Origin of the sequence: Pseudomonas morbosilactucae (genome assembly GCF_023241665.1) — a bacterium.
Lineage (GTDB): Bacteria > Pseudomonadota > Gammaproteobacteria > Pseudomonadales > Pseudomonadaceae > Aquipseudomonas > Aquipseudomonas morbosilactucae.
The window spans coordinates 15458-35399 of record NZ_JALQCX010000007.1; the positions used below are offsets into that span (position 1 = coordinate 15458).

Consider the following 19942-nt stretch of genomic DNA (forward strand, 5'->3'; position numbering starts at 1 on the left):
GAGGAGTTTTTTACACCCTTGGGCGGGACATCAGCACAGGGACGCCCTTCAGTGAGCCCTGCACCCCTTACTTGTAAGAGTCCAAGCCTTTGCTGATATAATGAGACGAATTCTCATTAACGTCTTTCATATCCCGTGCAATCCACTTCATCTCGGCATCAGGCCATCTACCAGCTTTACAGCCACCACCACGGCTGGCTGCAGAACTGGCTGCGCAAGCGCTTGGGCAGTAACGCCGATGCTGCGGACCTGGCCCAGGATACGTTCGTGCGACTGCTCTGCAGTGCGCCTGGCGAGCCGCTGAACTGCACGGCGCCGCGCGCCTATCTGGCCACCATCGCCAATCGCCTGACCATCAACCTCTACCGCCGCCGCTCGCTGGAGCAAGCCTATCTGGCCGCGCTGGCGCAAATACCGGAAGACCTGGCGCCATCGCTGGAGCATCAGGCACTGGTGCTCGAAGCCCTCGACGAGATCGACCAGGTACTGGCCCTATTGCCCGCCAAAACCCGGCAGGCATTCCTGATGGCGCAGCTGGAGGGTTATACACAGGAAGAGATCGCCAGCCGGCTCAACCTCAGCGTGCGCTCGGTGCAACGCTACCTGGCGCGGGCGTTTGAAGAATGCATCGTGCTCGCCAGCCAGAGCGCGCAGTAGATGAGTAATACACCCATCGACCGGCGCATCGCCCGTGAAGCGGCCAACTGGTTCGTGCGCTTGCAGAACAGCAGCGCCGGCGCCGCCGAGCATGCCGCCAGCGCCGAGTGGCGGGCGCGACACGCTGATCACGAACGGGCCTGGCAACTGGCTGAGCGCTTCAGCGGCCGAGCCCAGCAGCTTGCCGGTGATGCCGGGCGGGCGGCCCTGGAGCGCCCGCACAGCCTGGAGCGGCGACAGGTGCTCAAGACCCTTGCGTTGCTGATCGTCGCCGCCCCGCTCGGCTTCGCAGCACACCGCAGCCTGCCGTGGCGCGAGTGGCAGGCAGATGAGCGTACCGCCACCGGTGAGCAACGCACCCTGCGCCTGCCGGATGGCGGGCAGATTCGCCTGAACACCGGCAGCGCTGTCGATATCGCCTACGACGACAACGTTCGCCGCGTGCGCCTCATCGCCGGCGAGATGCTCTTCGAGGTCCCCCACGAGCAGGCAAGACGGCCGTTCATCGTCGATACCACCGAAGCGGAAATCACCCTGCTCGGCAGCCGCCTTCTGGTGCGTCAGTACCCGCAGAGCACGTACCTCGCCGCACTGGAGGGCGCTGTGCAGATACGCCCGCGGCTGTCACGGGGGGATGATGGCCTGATGCGTCTGGCGGCCGGCCAGCAAACCCGGGTCAACAGCCTGGCTGCGGAGCCTGCCATGGCGCTGGCGCAAAATCGTCTCGACTGGCTCAGCAACGTGCTGCGCGCAGAAAAGATGCGCCTCGATGACTTCATCACGGAGCTGGATCGCTATCGACCGGGCCTGCTGCGTTGCGATCCGGCAGTGGCCGGGCTGCTGATCTCCGGCACCTTCCAGTTGCGCGACACCGACCAGATTCTCCGGGCCCTGAGCCAGACCCTGCCGGTGGACATCCATTACAGGACGTCCTACTGGGTCACCATCACGGCACGCGAAAAAGTGTAATAAGAATCATTGTCGCGTTTTCCCCAGGCTGCGTGTCCCTCCCGTAACCACATCATTTTCACAGGGCGGGGACGAACACATGGCGACGACGCAGGGCATGCAACCACTGGCGCGGGCAGTACACGCTGCCGCACTGGGTCTGATCATCGCGGGCGGCAGCCTGACTGCAGCAGCGGCGCACGCCGTCGAGCAAAGCGCGCAGCAGAACCCGACCTATCATGTGCCAGCCGGCAACCTGAGCAGTGCCCTCTCCGAGTTCGCCAGCCAGGCGAATATCACCCTGCCCATCGAGCCGGGCCTGGTGGAAGGTTTGCGCAGCCCTGGCCTGAATGCCGCCACCAGCGTGGAAGGCGGCCTGCAGCAACTGCTCAAGGGCACCGGCCTGCAAGCGTCACCCCAGGGTAATGGTCTCTACCTGCTGGCACCGCAGGCTGCCGGCACAAGCCTGGAACTGGGCGCTACCAGCATTACCGGACAGGGCCTGGCGGCGACCACCGAGAACAGCGGTTCCTACACCACCGGGACCATGCAGACCGCCACCAAGCTGCCCTTGAGCCTGCGCGAAACGCCGCAGTCGGTCAGCGTGGTCACCCGCAAGCGTATGGACGACAAGGCCATGACCAGCATCAGCGATGTTGTCAAAAGTGCGCCGGGGATTTTTCTCAATAACTCCGGTGGCGCTGGGCGGCCCACGTTCAGCGCTCGCGGTTTCGACGTCGACAACATCATGTACGACGGCTTTCCCACCAGCTTCCTGACCTACCTGCCCAGCGGAGAAGCCAACCTGGCCATGTATGACCGGGTGGAGATCGTTCGCGGGGCCGCCGGACTGACCCAGGGCGCCGGCAACCCTGCGGGCGCCATCAACCTGGTGCGCAAGCGCCCGACCCATAAGTTCCAGGCCACGCTCACCGGCAGTGCCGGTAGTTGGGATGATTACAGCGGCACCCTGGACGTCGGCGGCCCGCTCAATGAAAACGGCACCCTGCGCGCCCGTACTGTGGTCTCGCGACAGGACGCCAAAAGCTTCCGGGACTCGGTGGAAAGTGATGCGGACCTGTTTTACGGCGTGGTCGACGCCGACCTGAGCGAAAGCACCACCCTGACGCTTGGTGCCTACCGGCAGAAAAACCACACCAACTACATCTGGGGCGGGCTGCCCATGGCCCGTGGCGGTGGTCATCTGGGGCTGCCACGCGACACCTTCCTGGGGCATGACTGGGAATACTCGGACAATCGCACTACCGGCTATTTCGCCACCCTGGAGCACGGTTTCGCCAACGACTGGACGCTTCGCGTGGCCGCCATGCAGTCCAAGACCGACACCGACGTGCTGGCCTCTTCGATCTGGGATTACGACCGCCACTACCTATGGACGGAAGCCATGGAGCAGAAGGAAACCGGCTATGACATGGCGCTCAGCGGCCCGTTCCAGATGCTCGGTCAAGAGCACGACCTGACGGTGGGCGTCAGCAAACGCCAGCTGGATTATCGCTCCGGTGACGCCTGGAGCGCGTACACCGACGCGGGCAGCAATCCGTTTGAGTGGGATCCACGTGGTCATGCCAAGCCTGATTACGTCACTGGCGATAACGGCCTTCCCGAGACCACCACCCAGGACAGCGTCTATGCCAGCACCCGTCTGCGCTTGACTGAGCCGCTGTCGCTGATTCTCGGCGGCCGTTTGGACTGGTACGAATTCGAAGACCGCGCAAACCCTGACGGCAACTACAAAGTCACCCGCAACCTGACCCGCTATGCCGGCCTGGTGTATGACCTGGACGCCAATCACTCGGTCTATGTCAGCTACACCGACATCTTCAAGCCGCAAAGCAGCAAAGGCCTGGACAGGAAAGTGATCGCCCCGGTAGTGGGCGAGAACTACGAAGTGGGCATCAAGGGCGAATACTTTGATGGAGCCTTGAACGCCAGCATGGCTGTGTTCCAGATCGACCAGAAGAATCGCGCCCAGGAGCTGCCTGATTCCAAAGGTTGCGGTTCAGGCGCCACCAGTGCCTGTTATGAGGCTGCCGGGCTGGTACGCAGCCGCGGCATCGACCTGGAAATCCAGGGCGCCGTGACCGACAACTGGAAACTGGCCGCCGGTTACACCTACACCCAGACCCAATACGTCAACGACGCCACCGCCTCCCGGGAAGGCGAAGACTTCGACCGCAAGAAACCCCGTCAGCTATTCAAGCTGTCCACGATCTACAACCTGCCCGATGAGCTGCAACGCTGGCGCATTGGCGGTGATGTCTACCAGCAGAGCCGCATCCGCACCTCGGGGGGCACCGGCGCCACGGCATGGAAAAACCAGCAGGGCTCGTACACGGTGGTCGGCCTGGTGGCCGGCTACAAAGCCACCGAGCACCTGGACCTGCAGCTCAACGTCAACAACCTGTTCGACCGTACCTACTACAGCAGCGTGGCCAATGGCGGCTATAGCCCGTACGACATCTACGGCGACCCACGCAATTTAAAACTGACGGCTCGCTACAGCTTCTAAAAAGCGCTGCATCGTCCACGTCCAGGGAAGGACGTGGGCCGGCTTGACTGCAATGGGTGGAGCCACAGGGAGCGCCCAAAAACACCTGCCAGACGCCTTCCCTTTCACCCTCAGCGCTGCGCCCTCTCGCGCAACATCGTCAAGAAAATCTCCAGCTCCCGACTCAGCGGTTCATCCTTCCTCAGCATCACCCCGAACGGGCTCAACTGTTCTTCGATTTCCAGGTCCAGGGCGGTCAGCAAGCCGGTGTGCACGTGGTCGCGGACCACGGTGTCGGTCAGCACCAGGATGGCGTCGGTAATCTGGACCAGTTGCAGCATGGCGAACACCGAGGTGCATTCAATGACGTCGCTGGGGGAGGCCACGTCGAGGCGGGCGAAGGCGTTTTCCAGGGCGACGCGGGCGGGGCTGGTGTCGGGCTGGAGGATCCAGGGCCAGGCTTCGACCATGTCCGCCAGGTCAGGGGCGGCGACCTGGGTCAGGGGGTGGCCGGCGCGCACGACCACGGCCAGGTGTTCGTTGCCCAAGGGTTCGAAGGCGAAGCGTTGGCGGTCTTGGGCGTGGGACAGGCGGGCGATGGCGACGTCGATGCGGCGCTGGTCCAGCAGTTCGCTGAGCTGGTCGCTGGTGTCGCCCATGATCCGCAGCCGCAGCAGCGGGTGGCTGGCTTTCATTTCAGCGATGGATTGCACCACCAGGTCCGGCACCGCGCCCATGATCGCGCCCACCGACAGGTAGCCATAACCACCGGCCTGGCGGTCGGCCAGGTCTTCGGCACAGCGCTCCAGGCCGTTGAGGGCGGCGCGGGCGAAACGCAGCAGTTCTTCACCAAGCACGGTGGCGCGCATGCCTCGGGATTGACGCTCGAACAGGGTGCAGCCGAAGGCTTCTTCGATTTCCTGGAGCATGCGCGTGGTGGCCGGCTGCGACATGTTCAAGGCTTCGGCCGCGCGGTGCAGGTTCTGGCTGTTGCCCAGGGTCACCAGCATCAGCAGGTGCTTGTAGCGCAGGCGATTGAACAGGCTGCGGGCAGTGATCGGCGTCGACATAAAGGCACCTTGTTTGTTGTTCTGATACCCGCAGGGTATCGCAACGGGCCAATCCACTATTAGCTTTTGCGCGACGGGTTTGTTATTCCACTGCCCTCGACAATAACAATGGAGACCGCCTGTGAGCGCCCTCGCCCCCACCGCTTATACCGGCCCGATCATCGACAGCCACATCCACCTGTTCGACCCGCGCCGCCCTGAAGGCATCCCTTGGCCAACGCCGGCCGACAGCATCTATGCAGCGCATTTGCCCAGCGATTACTGGGCCCTGGCAGCGGACCACGACATCACCGGGGTGATCGCCGTAGAGGCCAGCCCCTGGGTCGGGGACAACCGCTGGTTGCTGGAGACCTTGCGCGACGATCCGCGGATGTTGGGTTTTGTCGGCAACCTGGACCCAGCTGATCGGGCGTTTCGCCAGGAACTGGAATGGCTGGAACAGGAGCCGCTGTTTCTCGGCCTGCGCTACGGCAACCTGTGGGATCGGGACTTGCTGGAGGACCAGCACAAACCTGGGTTTATCGACAACCTGCGGGCCCTGGCCGACAGCGGGCGCAGCCTGGACAGTGCCAACCCGGACGGACGCCTGCTGGATGGCCTGCTGCAACTCAGCGAGCGGCTGCCGGAGCTGCGAATCATCATCGATCACTTGCCCAATGCGCCGATCGAGCCCGGCGAGGAACAGGCCTTTGAACGCCGGGTACAGGCGTTGGCGCAGCGGCCCAATGTGTTCGCCAAGTTGGCGGAGATTCCGCAGGTGGGTGAACAGGGGGTGATTGTCGACCCAGGGTTTTATCGCGAGCGCCTGGATTTGCTCTGGCAGGCCTTTGGCGAGGACCGCTGCTTCTTTGGCAGTGACTGGCCCAACAGCGAGCAGGTGGCGAGTTTCGACAGCACCTTGGGGTTGGTGCGCCGTTGCATGGCGGCCTATTCCCTGGAAGGCCAGGAGAAGTTCTTTTACCGCAATGCGGCGCGGGCTTATTGCCTGCAGTCATTCGCCCAGCCGCTAAAGACCTCGTAGGAGCCGGCCGACGTTTCGCTTGCCGGCGAGGGAGGCCTTTGGATAGTGCACTGGCCTCAGGCAGGCAATCGCCGGCAAGCCGGCTCCTGCAACGGTGGGCAGGATCAGGCCGACCCAATCGATACCCTGAACGCATCGGTATTAAGTTTATTTGAATTAGTCTGCATCGATTCGCCTCCGTAGACTCAGCCCCATGCACTGAGGCAGCCCCTGCGCTGCCCCTCCTTTGCGCCTCGATAAATCCAATAAGGAACCGGCGTGATGAAAAGCTTCCCTTTGCCTTGCCCAAGCGCCAGCAACCCGCCCGATCTCCCCCGAATTCCTCGACGCCGCGGCTGACTTCTTCAGCCCGGGTCTTCGACTCGTCCGCACTTTGCCCCTTTGCCTTGCAGGAGAGCTTCATGAGCACACCGACCATCAAGCACGTTCGCGCTTTCACCCTCACCGGAGGCGGCGCCGACTATCACGACCAGGCGCCGGCCACTGGATCGACGATCACATTTCCACCCCCATGGGCCGCTACCCCGAGTACCGCCAGAGCCGCCAGAGCTTTGGCATCAACGTACTGGGCACCCTCGTGGTGGAGATCGAAGCCAGCGACGGCAATGTGGGTTTTGCGGTGACCACCGGCGGTGAGATCGGGGCCTTTATCGTCGAGAAGCACCTGGCGCGCTTCCTCGAAGGGGCCAAGGTCACCGACATCGAAAAAATCTGGGACCAGATGTACCACGCGACCCTCTACTACGGCCGCAAGGGCATCGTGCTCAACACCATTTCCGGGGTCGACCTGGCGCTCTGGGACTTGCTCGGCAAGATCCGCAAAGAGCCCGTGCACCAACTGCTGGGCGGGGCGGTGCGCGACGAGCTGCAGTTCTACTGCACCGGCGCCCGCCCGGACCTGGCCAAGGAAATGGGTTTTATCGGCGGCAAGATGCCCCTGCAACACGGCCCCGCCGAAGGCGAGGAAGGCCTGCGCAAAAACCTCGAACACTTGGCCAATATGCGCGAGAAAGTCGGCGACGATTTCTGGCTGATGTTCGACTGCTGGATGAGCCTGGACCTGAACTACGCCACGCGCCTGGCCAAGGGCGCCGCCGAGTTCGGCCTGAAGTGGATCGAGGAGGCCCTGCCGCCAGACGACTATTGGGGCTACGCGGCACTGCGCAAGAACGTGCCGAGCGGCATGCTGGTGACCACCGGCGAGCACGAAGCCACGCGCTGGGGCTTCCGCATGCTGCTGGAAATGGGTTGCGCCGATATCATCCAGCCGGACGTGGGCTGGTGCGGCGGGATCACCGAGCTGATCAAAATCTCGGCCCTGGCCGATGCCCACAACGCGATGGTGGTGCCCCACGGCTCGTCGGTGTACAGCTACCACTTCGTGATCACCCGCACCAACAGCCCGTTTGCCGAATTCCTCAATATGTCGCCCAAGGCCGACCAGATCGTGCCGATGTTCTCTCCGCAACTGCTGGGCGAACCGGTGCCGGTCAATGGCCGTATGCGCGCCTCGGTGCTGGACAAGCCGGGCTTCGGTGTCGAGCTCAACCCCGAGTGCGCCCTGCACCGCCCTTACCCCCGTTGATCGAGGACCGCTGCCATGCCGATCCGCGCCTTTCGCATGAACGTAAACCCCGGCCAGGAACAGGAGTACCTGCGCCGCCACGATGATATCTGGCCGGAGCTGGCGGACCTGCTGCGTGACGCCGGGATCGAGGATTACCGGATTTTCCTCGACCCCGAGAGCCACGCGCTGTTCGCCGTGATGAGCCACCGGGAGCACCACGGCCTGGACGATTTGCCCGGGCACCCGGTGATGCAACGCTGGTGGCAGCACATGAAGGACATCATGCCCAGCCACGCCGACGGTTCGCCGCGCAGCGTGGACCTGCAGCCGGTGTTTCACCTGTCAGCCCTTTGAACCCTGCCGGTGCCTCGGCGCCGGCCTTGACCGCCCATAACAATAAAAAGGAACGCGCAACGTGGAAATCATTTTTCTGGGAGTGATCCTGCACTTTATCGGTGGCTTCGCCTCCGGCAGTTTCTATATCCCCTACAAGAAAGTCGGGGGCTGGGCCTGGGAGAGCTACTGGATCACCGGTGGCCTGGTGTCCTGGCTGGTGGTGCCGCTGATTGCGGCGCAGCTGACGGTGCCGGGCTTTGTCGAGATCCTGCGCAACGCCGACAGCATCACCCTGTTCTGGACCTACTTCTTCGGCGTGCTCTGGGGCATCGGCGGGCTGACCTTCGGCCTGACCATGCGCTACCTCGGCCTGTCCCTGGGCATGTCGTTGATCATGGGCCTGACCTCGGCCCTGGGCGCGCTGATGCCGCCGATCTACCGCGACCTGTTCACCGACGCCCAGGCCGGCACCTTCACCGAGATGCTCGGCAACCCCGGCGGTCATTGGGTGTTGATCGGTGTGCTGGTATCCCTGCTGGGCATCGCCCTGTGCGGCCGCGCCGGGCTGGTCAAGGAACGGGAAGTGCCAGACAGCACCAAGTTCGAAAGCGTCAAGGAGTTCTCCCTGGCCAAGGGTGCCCTGGTGGCATTGATTTCCGGGGTACTCAGCGCCTGCTTCAGCTACGGCATCGCGGCCGGCCAACCCCTGGCCGAAGCCGCCATCGCCCACGGCGCCAACAGCCTGTTCCAGAACAACGTGACCTTCATGGTGATCATGTGGGGCGGCCTGACCACCAACGGCATCTGGTGCCTGTGGCTCAACTACCGCAACCGCACCTTCCACAACTACACCGACCGCTCCACCCCGCTGCTGCGCAACTACCTGCTGGTGGCCGCCGCCGGCACCCTGTGGTTCCTGCAGTTTTTCTTCTACGGCATGGGCGCCAGCCGCATGCACAACGACGCCAGCTCCTGGGTGCTGCACATGTCGTTCATTATCATCGTGTCGAATTTCTGGGGCCTGTACTTCCGTGAATGGCAAGGCACCAGCGCTCGGACCAAACAGGTGCTGCTGCTGGGCATCGCTGTGATCCTGGCGTCCATCGCCATGGTCGGCTACGGCAATTACCTGGGCTGATCCCACTTCCAAAGGAGTCTCTTTATGTTGCTCAAAGACAAGACCGTCATCATCACCGGCGCCTCCCGTGGCATCGGCCGCGCTGCAGCCCTCGAATGCGCCCGCCAGGGCGGCCGCGTGGTGGTCGCCCACAGCGGCAGCGCCCAGGGCCATGCAGCCGCCGCCAGCCTGCTCAAAGAAATCGAAGCCTTTGGCGGCCAGGCAATTCAGGTGGGCAGCGATGCCGCCGACCTGGACACCGGCGAGCGCCTGGTGGACGCCGCCGTCGAGGCCTTCGGCAGTGTCGATGTGTTCGTCAACAACGCCGGTATCTGCCCGTTCCACTCCTTCCTCGACATGCCGAAGGAGGTGTACCTGAAGACCGTCAACACCAACCTCAACGGCGCCTATTTCGCCGTGCAGGCCGCCGCCAACCAGATGAAACGCCAGGGCACCGGCGGCGCGATCATCGCCGTCAGTTCCATCAGCGCCCTAGTGGGCGGCGGCATGCAGACCCACTACACGCCGACCAAGGCCGGCCTGCATTCCCTGATGCAGTCCTGCGCCATCGCCCTGGGCCCGTATGGCATTCGCTGCAACTCGGTGCTGCCGGGCTCCATCGCCACCGACATCAACAAGGACGACTTCGCCAACCCGGAGAAGCGCGAGTACATGATCCAGCGCACGCCACTGGGCCGCTTGGGTGAGCCGGACGATATCGCCGGGCCGATCGTGTTCCTGGCCTCCGACATGGCGCGCTACGTCACCGGCGCCGCGCTGCTGGTGGACGGCGGCCTGTTCGTCAACCTGCAATAACCCGGGAGCCCCGCCATGCAGATGCCTCGCAATCGCTTCAAGGCTGCCCTCACCGGCAGCGACACCCAATACGGCCTGTGGGCCGGCTTCGCCACCGGTTATGCGGCGGAAATTGCCGCCGGCACCGGTTACGACTGGCTGCTGATCGACGGCGAGCACGCGCCCAACACCGTGCCCAGCATCCTCGGCCAATTGCAGGCCGTGGCGCCCTACCCCACGGCACCCGTGGTACGCGCAGTGAATGGCGACAGCACCCTGATCAAGCAACTGCTGGATATCGGCGTGCAAAGCCTGATGGTGCCCATGGTCGAAACCGCCGAACAGGCCCGCCAACTGGTACGCGCCATGCGTTATCCGCCCCACGGCATTCGCGGCGTCGGCGGCGGCCTGGCCCGGGCCACGCGCTGGGACGGCGTACCCGACTACCTGGCCACCGCCCATGAAGAGCTGTGCCTGATCGTCCAGGTGGAGTCGCGCCTGGGGGTAGAAAACGTCGCCGAAATCGCCGCGGTCGAAGGCGTGCACGCCGTGTTCGTCGGCCCGGCGGACCTGTCCTCCGGCCTGGGTTTCCCCGGTAACCCGGGGCACCCGGACGTGCAGGCGCAGATCCGCACCGCCATCGACGCCACCCTGGCCGCCGGCAAGGTCGCCGGGATCCTCGCTCCCTTCGAAGAGGACGCCCGCCGCTACCGTGAATGGGGCTGCCAGTTCATTGCCGTGGGCATCGACATCAGCCTGTTCCGTCAGGCCGCACTGAGCAACCTGGCGCGCTATCGCGAGCCGGACAGCAGCGCCGCCACCACCCCCTCCCGCACTTACTGAGTCGCCCAGGAGAACGCGCCATGAGCCAGACCCTACCGATCTACCAGAACTACATCGCCGGTACTTTTCGTGCCAGCGCCGAGCACCTGCCGGTGACGAACCCGGCCACCGGCGCACTGCTGTCCCACGTGCCCGCCTCGACCCAGGAAGACGTGGACCAGGCCATCGCCGCCGCCCGTGGTGCGCAAAAGGACTGGGCGCGCAAACCGGCCAACGAGCGCGGCCAGTTCCTGCGGCAGATCGCGGCGAAGATCCGCGCCAACGTGCCGCAACTGGCGCGGGCCATCACCGCCGAGCAGGGCAAGATCTCGGCCCTGGCGGAAGTGGAGGTCAACTTCACCGCCGACTACCTGGACTACATGGCCGAGTGGGCGCGGCGCATCGAAGGCGAGATCATCACCAGCGACCGCCCCGGCGAGAACATCTTCCTGTTCCGCAAACCCCTGGGCGTGGTGGCCGGCATCCTGCCGTGGAACTTCCCGTTCTTCCTGATCGCGCGCAAGTTGGCGCCGGCGCTGATCACCGGCAACACCATCGTCATCAAGCCCAGCGAGGAAACTCCGAACAACTGCTTCGAATTCGCCAAACTGGTGGCTGAAACCGACTTGCCGGCCGGGGTGTTCAACGTGGTCAGCGGCGCCGGCAGCGTCGGCGGCCAACTGAGCAGCCACAAGGGCATCGACATGGTCAGCTTCACCGGCAGCGTGGCCACCGGGGCACGGATCATGGCCGCCGCCGCGCCGAACCTGACCAAGCTCAACCTGGAACTGGGGGGCAAGGCACCGGCCATTGTCCTGGCCGACGCCGACTTGGAACTGGCGGTCAAAGCCATCCGTGATTCGCGGATCATCAACACCGGCCAGGTGTGCAACTGCGCCGAGCGGGTCTATGTGCAGCGCAGCGTCGCCGAGGACTTTATCGAGCGCATGGGCCAAGCCATGAGCGCCACCCGCTACGGCGACCCGCTGGCCGACAGCAGCGTGGAAATGGGCCCGCTGATTAACCAGGCCGGCCTGGACAAGGTCGCGGAAAAAGTCCGCATCGCCCGCAGCCAGGGCGCCCGGGTGATCACCGGCGGCAACGTGGCCGACCGGCCTGCGGGCTTCCACTACCAGCCCACGGTGCTGGCCGGTTGCAGCGCCGACATGGCGATCATGCGCGAGGAAATCTTCGGCCCGGTATTGCCGATCCAGATCATCGACGACCTGGACGAAGCCATCGCCCTGGCCAACGACAGCGACTACGGCCTGACCTCGTCGATCTACACCCGCAGCCTGAGTCAGGCCATGCACGCGGTGCGTGAGCTGGACTTCGGCGAGACCTACGTCAACCGGGAAAACTTCGAGGCCATGCAGGGCTTCCATGCCGGGGTACGTAAATCCGGCATCGGTGGCGCCGATGGCAAGCACGGCCTCTACGAGTACACCCACACCCACGTGGTGTACCTGCAAGGCTGAACCGCGCCGGGCCTGACCCCGTTCAGGCCCGGCCACTCCCCCGACTTCCGCGACCAACGTGCATGCCACGTCGCGGATCACTGCGCCCGGTAAAAGCCGCGCGTGGGGCTGCACCCACAACAATAACAACAGGTAGATCTGCTCATGAACACACACTTTTCCGGGGTTGTACTGTGCCTGCTGGCCAGTGGTTTCTCCGCCGGCAGCTTCGCTTATGACGCCCTCGATCCTCAGTCGCCCTGGCTGCTGGGAGACTGGAACGGCGAGCGGCAAAAGCTCGCTGAACAGGGCTTCGACTTCACCCTCAAATACGTCGCCGAGCTGGGTTCCAACCTGGCCGGGGGCTATGACAGCAGCACCACAGCAAGGCTCAGCGACCAGATCATCCTCGGCGTCGACATGGACCTGCAAAAGCTCCTGGGCTGGCAGGACGCGACGCTGCGCATCGGCATCGGCGAACGCCATGGCAAGGACATCACCAACGACCGCGTGCACCACCCCGACGCCACCGGCCTGACCTCGACCATGGAAGTCTACGGCGGCGGCAACGCCTGGCGCCTGTCGCAGCTGTGGTACGAGCAGAAGTTCTTCGAACGCAAACTGGCGGTGAAGCTCGGCCGCTTCGGTCACGGCGAAGACTTCGACCAGTTCCCCTGCGAATTCCAGAACGTGACCCTGTGCGGCTCCCAGGAAGGCAACTGGAACGGCACCTGGAATAGCTTCCCCATCAGCCAGTGGGCCATCCGCGCGCGCTACCAGTTCACCCCCGAGTTCTATGTGCAGGCCGGCGCCTACGACAAGAACCCCGGCAACGCCGAGCTGAGCAACGGCTTCAAACCGTTTATCGCCGGCTCCATCGGCACCAGCTTCCCGGTGGAAGCGGTGTGGAAAGGCCGGGTCAACGACCTCTCTTCCGAGTACCACCTGGGCTATTACTACAGCGACGTGGACGGCCGCGACCCGCTCAAGGACGCCAATGGCAACGCCGCGGCCCTCAGTGGCCAGCCGTACAAGAAATACACCGACAACAGCGGCTGGTGGCTCTCGGCCCAGCAGCAACTGACCACTGTCGACGGCAACAACAAGCGCGGGCTGAACGTATTCACCAACCTGACCTTCAACGACCCGGACAGCAGCATGGTGAAGAACCTGATCCAGGTCGGCCTGATCTATCGCGGGCCTTTTGCCTCGCGCCCGGACGACACCGTCGGCCTCGGCGCCTCGCGGCTCAAGGTCAACGACCGGGTCAGCCGCAACGCCGAGCTGATCAACGCCAGCAACGGTGTGAACGCCCTGGACGACGCCCTCTACGTGCCGGAGCAGAAGCGCGAGTACAGCTATGAGATCAACTACGGCTACCAGGCCACCCGGTGGCTGATGGTGCGGCCCAACCTGCAATACGTGAAATACCCCGGTGGCCTGACCCAGACCGACTCGGCCGTGGTCGGCGGCGTGCAATTCATCGCCGACTTCTAAGCCCCTGCGACACGCCCCGTCCGCCGCGCTCAACCGAGCGCTGTCGTGACGGGGCGCAACTTGCTACATTCGGCGCCCTCTGGACAGGAGGTCCCCATGCTGCGCCATCCGCTGTTCAACCAACCCTACCAACCCGAGTTGCGCTCCTGCATCGCCTGGTTCATTGGCTATGACATGCCCCCGGAACTGGATGCCGAACTGAGCCGCTACAACCCCAATGACCCCGAAGACCGCGAATACCTGATCCGCCAGTACGGCCTGAAACGCTTCTACAACCAGGAAAATTTTCGCCATCGGCAGCGGCTGGTGGAGGTCCTGGAAACGGCCCTGGCCGATCCGGACTACGACTTCGAGCAGATCTGGGAACCCGTCGAGGACGACTATGAATTCGATCAGTGGCCCAGCAGTTGGCCCGCCGTGCTCGACAATAGCCGGGACTTCTTCCAGCGCATGCTCAATGCAGCACGGGAGCTGTGGCACGAAGACCTGACCCGCGCGAGCCTGCCTTCGCTGGCAGAGTGCCGGGCCATCCCGACCCGCGATCGCGGTTCCAGCGACTGGCTGTTCAGCATCGACAACACCGAAGCCTGGCGCGCCGTCTTCGATATCACGGCCACGCCCTATGACCTGGACACCTTGGGCGCGCAGTTGCAACGCGAGCAATTGAGCCTGAACCTGTCCGGCGTCCTGCCGCGCCAGTCCGTGCCGGCCAGTTGGCCGGTGAGCCAGGCCCCGACCCACTGCAGCTTCGTGCTCAACGTCCAGGGCATCAGCGAGCTGGCGGTCAGCGGCTGCCGTTTCGATGGGCGCATGCGCACCCAATTGACCCGTTTGAACCCGGGTTATCACCTGCGCCTGGAGATCGGCTTCGACTGCGTGATCGAATGCGTGGCGCTGTACGTGAGCATTGCCGACGTCAAAGGGACACGAGATGAAAAGCAACTTTGAAACAGCCCTGGAACGCCAGGAAACACCCCAGTTCTTTCGCGGCCAGGGCGAGTACCTGACCCGGGATGGCGATTGGGACGAACACCTGTTCTGCATCAACTGGCCGGGCATCTTCGCCTACCTGCGCAACCACGCCGACGGCGAGCAGCAACTGAGCACCAGCTTCGAAGGCTACGTGTACAGCATCAAGGAAAGCCTGGAGGACTGCTTCGGCCTGCGGGAGAACCTGTTCGGTTACTACACCACCCGCACCCGCTGGGCACCCGAGAGCAGCGACCTGATGGCGCAACTGCCAGAACCTTGCCGACGGCGGATCATCCAGCGCCTGAGCTGGTACCGCTGGCAGTTGGAAAACCACACCCGGTTGTTGTCGCAACGGGCACAACGCATGGCCGAGCACGGCGCTGCCGCCGAGTTTATCGACCTGCCCGCTTTGCCCTACGCCTGAACGCGCCGGCCGCCGAGATCATTGATCCTCGGCGTGTTGATCGTCCTGCTGATGGGTATCAGCCTGCGCTTCTTGATCGATACCCTCCTCGCCCTCTTCAAGTTCGAAGTCCTTGCGACTTTCCTTGATGGCCTGACGGATATCCGCACCCTTGATCGGGCAGTTCAACATTGCAGCTATGCGGTCGATGCGTGGTGCCATGACCCGCCTCTCACTTTCTGGAAACTGGCTGGATAGTGCGCGCTTTCGGCGCTCACGACCAACTCTTGCGTGTTATTCAGGCTTCAGGGTCTTCAGGCGCTGGTCCAGGTCCTCCTGTGGATAACGTTTGTGCAAGGCCGCCAACAGCGCATCGGCTTGGGCTGCCTGGCCGTCCTTACGCAGGCGCAACACCTCGCGCAGCTGTTGGTCCAGCGGCTTGGCCGGCGCCGCAGCACGTTTGGCCATCTTGGCTTGCGCGGGTTCTGGCGAGGGTTTGGCCAACGGCGGCGCTTCATCCATCAGCATCTCGGCCTGGGGCGAGGCGGCGAAGCGGCCCATCGGCGCCACGGGTGCAGGGGCGGCGGGCGCGCTCATGGCCTCGGCCGACTCAGCAGGGGCCGACTCGGCCCGCTGGCGCGCCAGCGGTGCGGCGGGGGCCGGTGCCCGGCGCCAACATCGGCGTCGGGTACTGCTCGGGCGCACGCTGGACCAACGTCAGGATCAGGGCCACGCCAAACAGGCTGGCGAACGCCATCTGCCAACGCGGCTTCTGGCACGCGTTCAGCCAGCGCTGCCACAGGCTTGGCGCAGGGGCCGGGACTTCACGCCGGGCGCTGGCCAGAATCAACGCATCGAGGCTGGCCGGCGGTTCACCAACACGGTGTTGGCGCAGGTGCGTGAGCATCTGCTCTTCGGCAGACGGCGGGGTTTGTCGGGCGTCAGTCATGTCAGTACCTCGTCGGCCAGCAGCCGACGCAGTTTTTTCAGCGCGTAACGGAAACGGCTTTTCACCGTTTCCAGCGGTGTGGCGGTCAAGCTGGCGATCTCCGGCAACTCCAATTCGCCATGGGCCCGCAACAGGAACACTTCCCGCTGGTCGGCGGGCAAGTCCTGCAGGGCGGCTTCAATGCGCTGCCGATCGCGACTCAGGCTCAATTGCTGCTCGGGGCCGGGGTCGTTGTCGGCCTGGCCGTGGGCCTCTTCGTCGTAGCTGTCGTGCAGCGGATTGCGCACCCCGTGCTTGCGCCAGTGGTCGATCAGCCGGTTGCGGGCAATCTGGTACAGCCAGGTGCGAAAGCTCGCCCGGCCCTGGGGCTGGCTGGCGCTGCGGATCAGGCTCAGCCAGGTGTCCTGATACACCTCGTCAACCAGCTCCGGGCTGTTGCACAGGCCTTGGAGAAACCGGTAAAGACCCTGGCGATGGCGCTGGTAGAGCACCTCGAAGGCCCCGGGATCACCGGCGCGGTAGCGCGCCAGCAGCGTTTCATCGCTGCGGGCGTCGACACTGGGTTGTGCAGCTGACATAAGCGCGCTGAACTCCTGTTCGCTGCAAGGCATGGGATTACTCAAGGCGGCCCTGGACGTTGGCCGCATTGGCCGGTGCCGGAGTTTGCAGGCTTTGCGCCAACTCGACCAGTTGCACAAATTCGCCGCGCAAGCCGAAGTGGTCGTCACCCTTGGCGCCACGGGCCAGGGCTGCGGTGTCCTTTAGGCTGAAGCTGGCGGTGTAGCGCCCGTCCTTGAGCTGCTGGGCGAACGCTGCCACGGCTGCCGCAAAGCGTAGATCATCACTGGCCTGGGCCAGGCTACGGTCTGTCGGCGTGGCGCTGATAGGGCGCTCGATCAGGCGGCTGCTGCCTCCTTCCGGGGCTTTGTAACGCACCCGCAGCATGGCCAGCTCGCCTGACTTGCCGCCCTGCTCGGGGGCCTTGGCCTGGCCGTAACGCAGCGGCTCCAGCCAGCCTTTCTGGCCTACCGGAACAATTTCATACAACGCGGTGACCGTATGCCCCGCGCCGATTTCCCCGGCGTCGACCTTGTCATTGCTAAAATCTTCACGCTTGAGTGCGCGGTTTTCGTAACCCAGCAAACGGTACTCGCTGACCTGGGCCGGGTTGAACTCCACTTGCAGCTTCACGTCCTTGGCCACCACCGCCAAGGTGGAGCTGAGCTGATCCACCAGCACCTTGCGCGCTTCGCGCAGGTTGTCGATGTAGGCGTAGTTGCCATCGCCGGCATCGGCCAGTTGCTCCATCAGGTGCTCGTTGTAGTTGCCCACACCAAAGCCCAGGGTGGTCAGCGACACGCCGCTCTTACGCTGCTCGGTGGCCATTTGCTTGAGGCTGTCGAAGTCGCTGATGCCAACGTTGAAGTCGCCGTCGGTGGCCAGCAGGATGCGGTTGATGCCGTCCTTGATAAAGCCCTGGCGGGCCATCTGGTACGCCAACTCGATGCCCGAAGCCCCCGCCGTGGAACCGCCGGCAGTGAGTTGCTCGATGGCTGCGCGAATCTTGGCTTTGTCACGCCCGGAGGTGGGTTCCAGCACCACCCGCGACTCGCCGGCATACACCACCAGCGACACTCGGTCCTGGTCACGCAGTTGATCCACCAGCAGCTTGAGGGTGCTTTTCACCATCGGCAGGCCTTCGCGGCGGTCCATGGAGCCGGACACGTCCACCAGGAACACCAGGTTAGCCGGTGCCAGCTCGGCCACGGCACGGTCCGAGGCCTTGATGCCGATGCGCAGCAATTGGGTGTGGGGGTTCCACGGCGACGGCGCCAATTCGGTGGTCACGCCAAAGGGGGAGCCGTCCTTGGGCAGGGCGTAATCGTAGGGGAAGTAATTGACCATCTCCTCCAGGCGCACCGCGCCCTCGGGCGGCAGGCTGCCCTGGCTGAGCAGGCGGCGCACGTTGGCATAGGCCCCGGTGTCCACGTCGGCACTGAAGGTCGAGACCGGCGCCTCGGCGACGCTGTGGATCGGGTTGTCCGGCAGGGTCTGATACTGCTCACGGGACGGCTCGGCGTAAGCGGCCAACCGGGACTCCGGTGCCCTCTTGGCCATGCGCATGGGTGTGGGCGCCGCCGGCATGCCCAGACTGCGCGTAACCTCCATGTCCGCCTGCGGCGCTGCCTGATCGACCTGTGGTTCGACCGGGGCCTGCAAGGCACCTTGAGGCTCGGGGCTGGCGACGGACGGCGGTGGCGAAGAGACGCCGCAACCGGCAATGGCCAACAACAACCCGGCGGCGAAACCCTGTGCGGCCGGGCGAAGGTAATGCAGAGGAAGGGACATGGGGGCTGACCTCGGGAAAGAAATGATCCATTCCTCCCTTCAGACGAAGGGCTTCAGCGATTCGGGTTAAGCCCCCAGAAATTTTTTACTCAGCGCACGTAACGGCGCACCACGCTGCTGTTGCGCAGCACATGGCCGTTGATCTTCTCCAGCAATTGCACACGGGTCAGGCCGGCCGGCAGCGCGTCGGGGGCCAGGTCCAGGGCAAAAATCTGGATCACGTAGTGGTGCGCGCTGTCGCCCACCGGCGGGCATGGGCCGACGTAGGTGGTGGTGTTTTTGCTGTTGGTGCCACCCAGGCCTTCCAGGGTGGCCTTGGTGCCGGCGCCAGCAGCAATCTGCCGGGTACCCGGCTTGATGCCGTAATGCACCCAGTGGTCCACGCCCTGGCCCTTGGCGCCGTCCGGGTCGTGCATGACGATGGCGTAGCTGCGGGTGCCCTCGGGGCCTGCGGTCCAGTTCAGGGCCGGGGAGTTGTTGTGCCCGCCGCAGCCCTTGGCGTCGCTGGCATTACCAGTGGTGAACAGGCGGTCATCCGAAACCCCTGGAATGTTCAAGGTGAAACGCTCCTGGGCCTGGGCCGGCAGGTGCAGGCACAGCAACAGGGCGCTGGCGACCAGCCAAGGAGTGCGAGAGGCAAAGCGAGACATACGGAAGCACCTTTTTGCGGATAGGGTCAGGGGGCCAGAAGACTATAGGCGAGCCTTGGCACGGCACGCCGAGGGAGATTGAGCTTGAGGATAGGGGTGCTTGTAAATGGCCCGAGGTGGATTTAATCAAACCCGCGCGGCAGCGAGCGGCCTCGGGCCAGGCCGAGGCCAGCGCCTCCTCAGTGGGCGGGGCCCATGATTTCTCGAACGTCGTCGTCCAGGTCCTCAAGACTGAGCTCCGGGTTCAACAGGGCCAGTTGCTCAGCGCTGATGGTCAGGCTGTGCAGCACCGCCTCGATCACGTCCTTGGGCAAGTCCACTTCGTAATCGTCAGCCGCCAACTGTTGATACAGCGCTGCCGTGTCGACGAAAAAACCCAGCCAGGCATAAGCGTCCAGGTTCGCCGGCGCCGCCGACCACGACGGCTCATCGACACCCCGCCAGAAAAAAGAACCGGGCGCGGTCATTGGAGAACGCTGGCTCGTTCTTGAAACTGGCGAAACGCTCCGGCACTTGCTGCAAGAGTTCGCCGGTATCAGTCACGGCTCCGGGCTCAACCACCTTGCCCGCCACGCCTTCAGCGGTGAAGTGCAAGAAGTACTCGCTGCCCGAACTGTCACGCATCGACGCCATCAGTTCCTGCCCGGCGCCATCCCAATCGGCATTGCAGGAAAAGTACCGGTATTGCCACTCGGGCATGACGGCGGCTTCCAGCAGTGCCAGCCCTTGGGCCAGCCTTTTCAGCGCGTTGATTGGGGGTAATTGGTTTATCGCGTTGAGAGCCTGGGCCATAAGCCGCACCTGTTCCTTGTGCCTGTTAGCG

General features: G+C 64.1%; 19 protein-coding genes and 2 pseudogenes. 13 read left to right on the top strand and 8 right to left on the bottom strand.

The window, feature by feature from the left end; all coding sequences use genetic code 11:
• The first annotated feature begins 135 nt into the window (after positions 1-135).
• From M1B35_RS04580 to M1B35_RS04590, 3 genes are all read left to right on the top strand, one after another.
• Positions 136-657, top strand: coding sequence for a sigma-70 family RNA polymerase sigma factor (locus M1B35_RS04580; RefSeq protein ID WP_268261342.1), 522 nt, complete (start codon positions 136-138; stop codon positions 655-657).
• On the top strand, positions 658-1626 hold the full coding sequence (locus M1B35_RS04585; RefSeq protein ID WP_268261343.1) for a FecR domain-containing protein: 969 nt from the start codon (positions 658-660) through the stop codon (positions 1624-1626). It begins immediately after the preceding gene.
• A gap of 97 nt (positions 1627-1723) precedes the next feature.
• Positions 1724-4135 (top strand): TonB-dependent siderophore receptor, encoded by a 2412-nt coding sequence (locus M1B35_RS04590; protein WP_425273390.1) that lies wholly within the window; start codon positions 1724-1726, stop codon positions 4133-4135.
• 110 nt (positions 4136-4245) lie between these two features.
• On the opposite strand, the gene M1B35_RS04595 is transcribed toward M1B35_RS04590, so the two are convergent.
• Positions 4246-5184 carry a LysR family transcriptional regulator gene (locus M1B35_RS04595; protein ID WP_123328878.1) on the bottom strand — a complete coding sequence of 313 codons (939 nt, stop codon included), beginning with the start codon at positions 5182-5184 and terminating at the stop codon, positions 4246-4248.
• Positions 5185-5305: 121 nt separating this feature from the next.
• Between M1B35_RS04595 and M1B35_RS04600 the strand changes: the two genes are divergently transcribed.
• The 10 genes and pseudogenes from M1B35_RS04600 (at position 5306) to M1B35_RS04645 (ending at position 15192) form a co-directional block, all read left to right on the top strand.
• A complete protein-coding gene (locus M1B35_RS04600) occupies positions 5306-6205 on the top strand; it encodes an amidohydrolase family protein (RefSeq protein WP_268261345.1) in 900 nt (299 codons plus the stop codon).
• Positions 6206-6606: 401 nt separating this feature from the next.
• Positions 6607-7790 (top strand): annotated as a pseudogene (rhmD, locus tag M1B35_RS04605) (L-rhamnonate dehydratase).
• A gap of 15 nt (positions 7791-7805) precedes the next feature.
• Positions 7806-8126 carry an L-rhamnose mutarotase gene (rhaM, locus tag M1B35_RS04610; RefSeq protein WP_268261346.1) on the top strand — a complete coding sequence of 107 codons (321 nt, stop codon included), beginning with the start codon at positions 7806-7808 and terminating at the stop codon, positions 8124-8126.
• A 61-nt stretch (positions 8127-8187) separates the two neighbouring features.
• The gene (gene rhaT / locus M1B35_RS04615) at positions 8188-9246 is read left to right on the top strand and encodes an L-rhamnose/proton symporter RhaT (protein WP_123328875.1); all 1059 of its coding nucleotides are present in this window, start codon (positions 8188-8190) and stop codon (positions 9244-9246) included.
• A gap of 24 nt (positions 9247-9270) precedes the next feature.
• Positions 9271-10041 carry an L-rhamnose 1-dehydrogenase Lra1 gene (gene lra1 / locus M1B35_RS04620; protein WP_268261347.1) on the top strand — a complete coding sequence of 257 codons (771 nt, stop codon included), beginning with the start codon at positions 9271-9273 and terminating at the stop codon, positions 10039-10041.
• Between the two features lie 15 nt (positions 10042-10056).
• Positions 10057-10863, top strand: a complete 807-nt coding sequence (locus tag M1B35_RS04625) for an HpcH/HpaI aldolase/citrate lyase family protein (RefSeq protein ID WP_268261348.1) — start codon at positions 10057-10059, stop codon at positions 10861-10863.
• Positions 10864-10883: 20 nt separating this feature from the next.
• On the top strand, positions 10884-12320 hold the full coding sequence (gene aldA, locus M1B35_RS04630) for an aldehyde dehydrogenase (protein ID WP_123328872.1): 1437 nt from the start codon (positions 10884-10886) through the stop codon (positions 12318-12320).
• A 144-nt stretch (positions 12321-12464) separates the two neighbouring features.
• The gene (locus M1B35_RS04635; protein WP_268261349.1) at positions 12465-13796 is read left to right on the top strand and encodes a carbohydrate porin; all 1332 of its coding nucleotides are present in this window, start codon (positions 12465-12467) and stop codon (positions 13794-13796) included.
• A 96-nt stretch (positions 13797-13892) separates the two neighbouring features.
• On the top strand, positions 13893-14744 hold the full coding sequence (locus M1B35_RS04640; protein ID WP_268261350.1) for a hypothetical protein: 852 nt from the start codon (positions 13893-13895) through the stop codon (positions 14742-14744).
• On the top strand, positions 14728-15192 hold the full coding sequence (locus M1B35_RS04645) for a hypothetical protein (RefSeq protein WP_268261351.1): 465 nt from the start codon (positions 14728-14730) through the stop codon (positions 15190-15192). Before M1B35_RS04640 ends, M1B35_RS04645 begins: the two co-directional genes overlap by 17 nt.
• An 18-nt stretch (positions 15193-15210) precedes the next feature.
• Here M1B35_RS04645 and M1B35_RS04650 read toward each other — a convergent pair whose 3' ends face one another.
• The 7 genes and pseudogenes from M1B35_RS04650 to M1B35_RS04680 form a co-directional block, all read right to left on the bottom strand.
• Entirely contained in the window at positions 15211-15393 is a 183-nt protein-coding gene (locus M1B35_RS04650; protein ID WP_123328868.1) for a hypothetical protein, read from the bottom strand.
• Positions 15394-15465: 72 nt separating this feature from the next.
• A pseudogene (locus tag M1B35_RS04655) lies at positions 15466-16120 on the bottom strand (hypothetical protein).
• Positions 16117-16698, bottom strand: a complete 582-nt coding sequence (locus M1B35_RS04660) for an RNA polymerase sigma factor (protein WP_268261352.1) — start codon at positions 16696-16698, stop codon at positions 16117-16119. The pseudogene M1B35_RS04655 and the gene M1B35_RS04660 overlap by 4 nt, the downstream one beginning before the upstream one ends.
• A gap of 37 nt (positions 16699-16735) precedes the next feature.
• Positions 16736-18469, bottom strand: coding sequence for a vWA domain-containing protein (locus M1B35_RS04665; protein WP_268261353.1), 1734 nt, complete (start codon positions 18467-18469; stop codon positions 16736-16738).
• An 89-nt stretch (positions 18470-18558) separates the two neighbouring features.
• Complete coding sequence (locus tag M1B35_RS04670) at positions 18559-19119, bottom strand: YbhB/YbcL family Raf kinase inhibitor-like protein (RefSeq protein ID WP_123328865.1); 561 nt, start codon at positions 19117-19119, stop codon at positions 18559-18561.
• A 179-nt stretch (positions 19120-19298) separates the two neighbouring features.
• A complete protein-coding gene (locus M1B35_RS04675) occupies positions 19299-19586 on the bottom strand; it encodes a hypothetical protein (protein WP_268261354.1) in 288 nt (95 codons plus the stop codon).
• Entirely contained in the window at positions 19546-19911 is a 366-nt protein-coding gene (locus M1B35_RS04680; RefSeq protein WP_268261355.1) for a hypothetical protein, read from the bottom strand. Before M1B35_RS04680 ends, M1B35_RS04675 begins: the two co-directional genes overlap by 41 nt.
• Between the last annotated feature and the right edge of the window lie 31 nt (positions 19912-19942).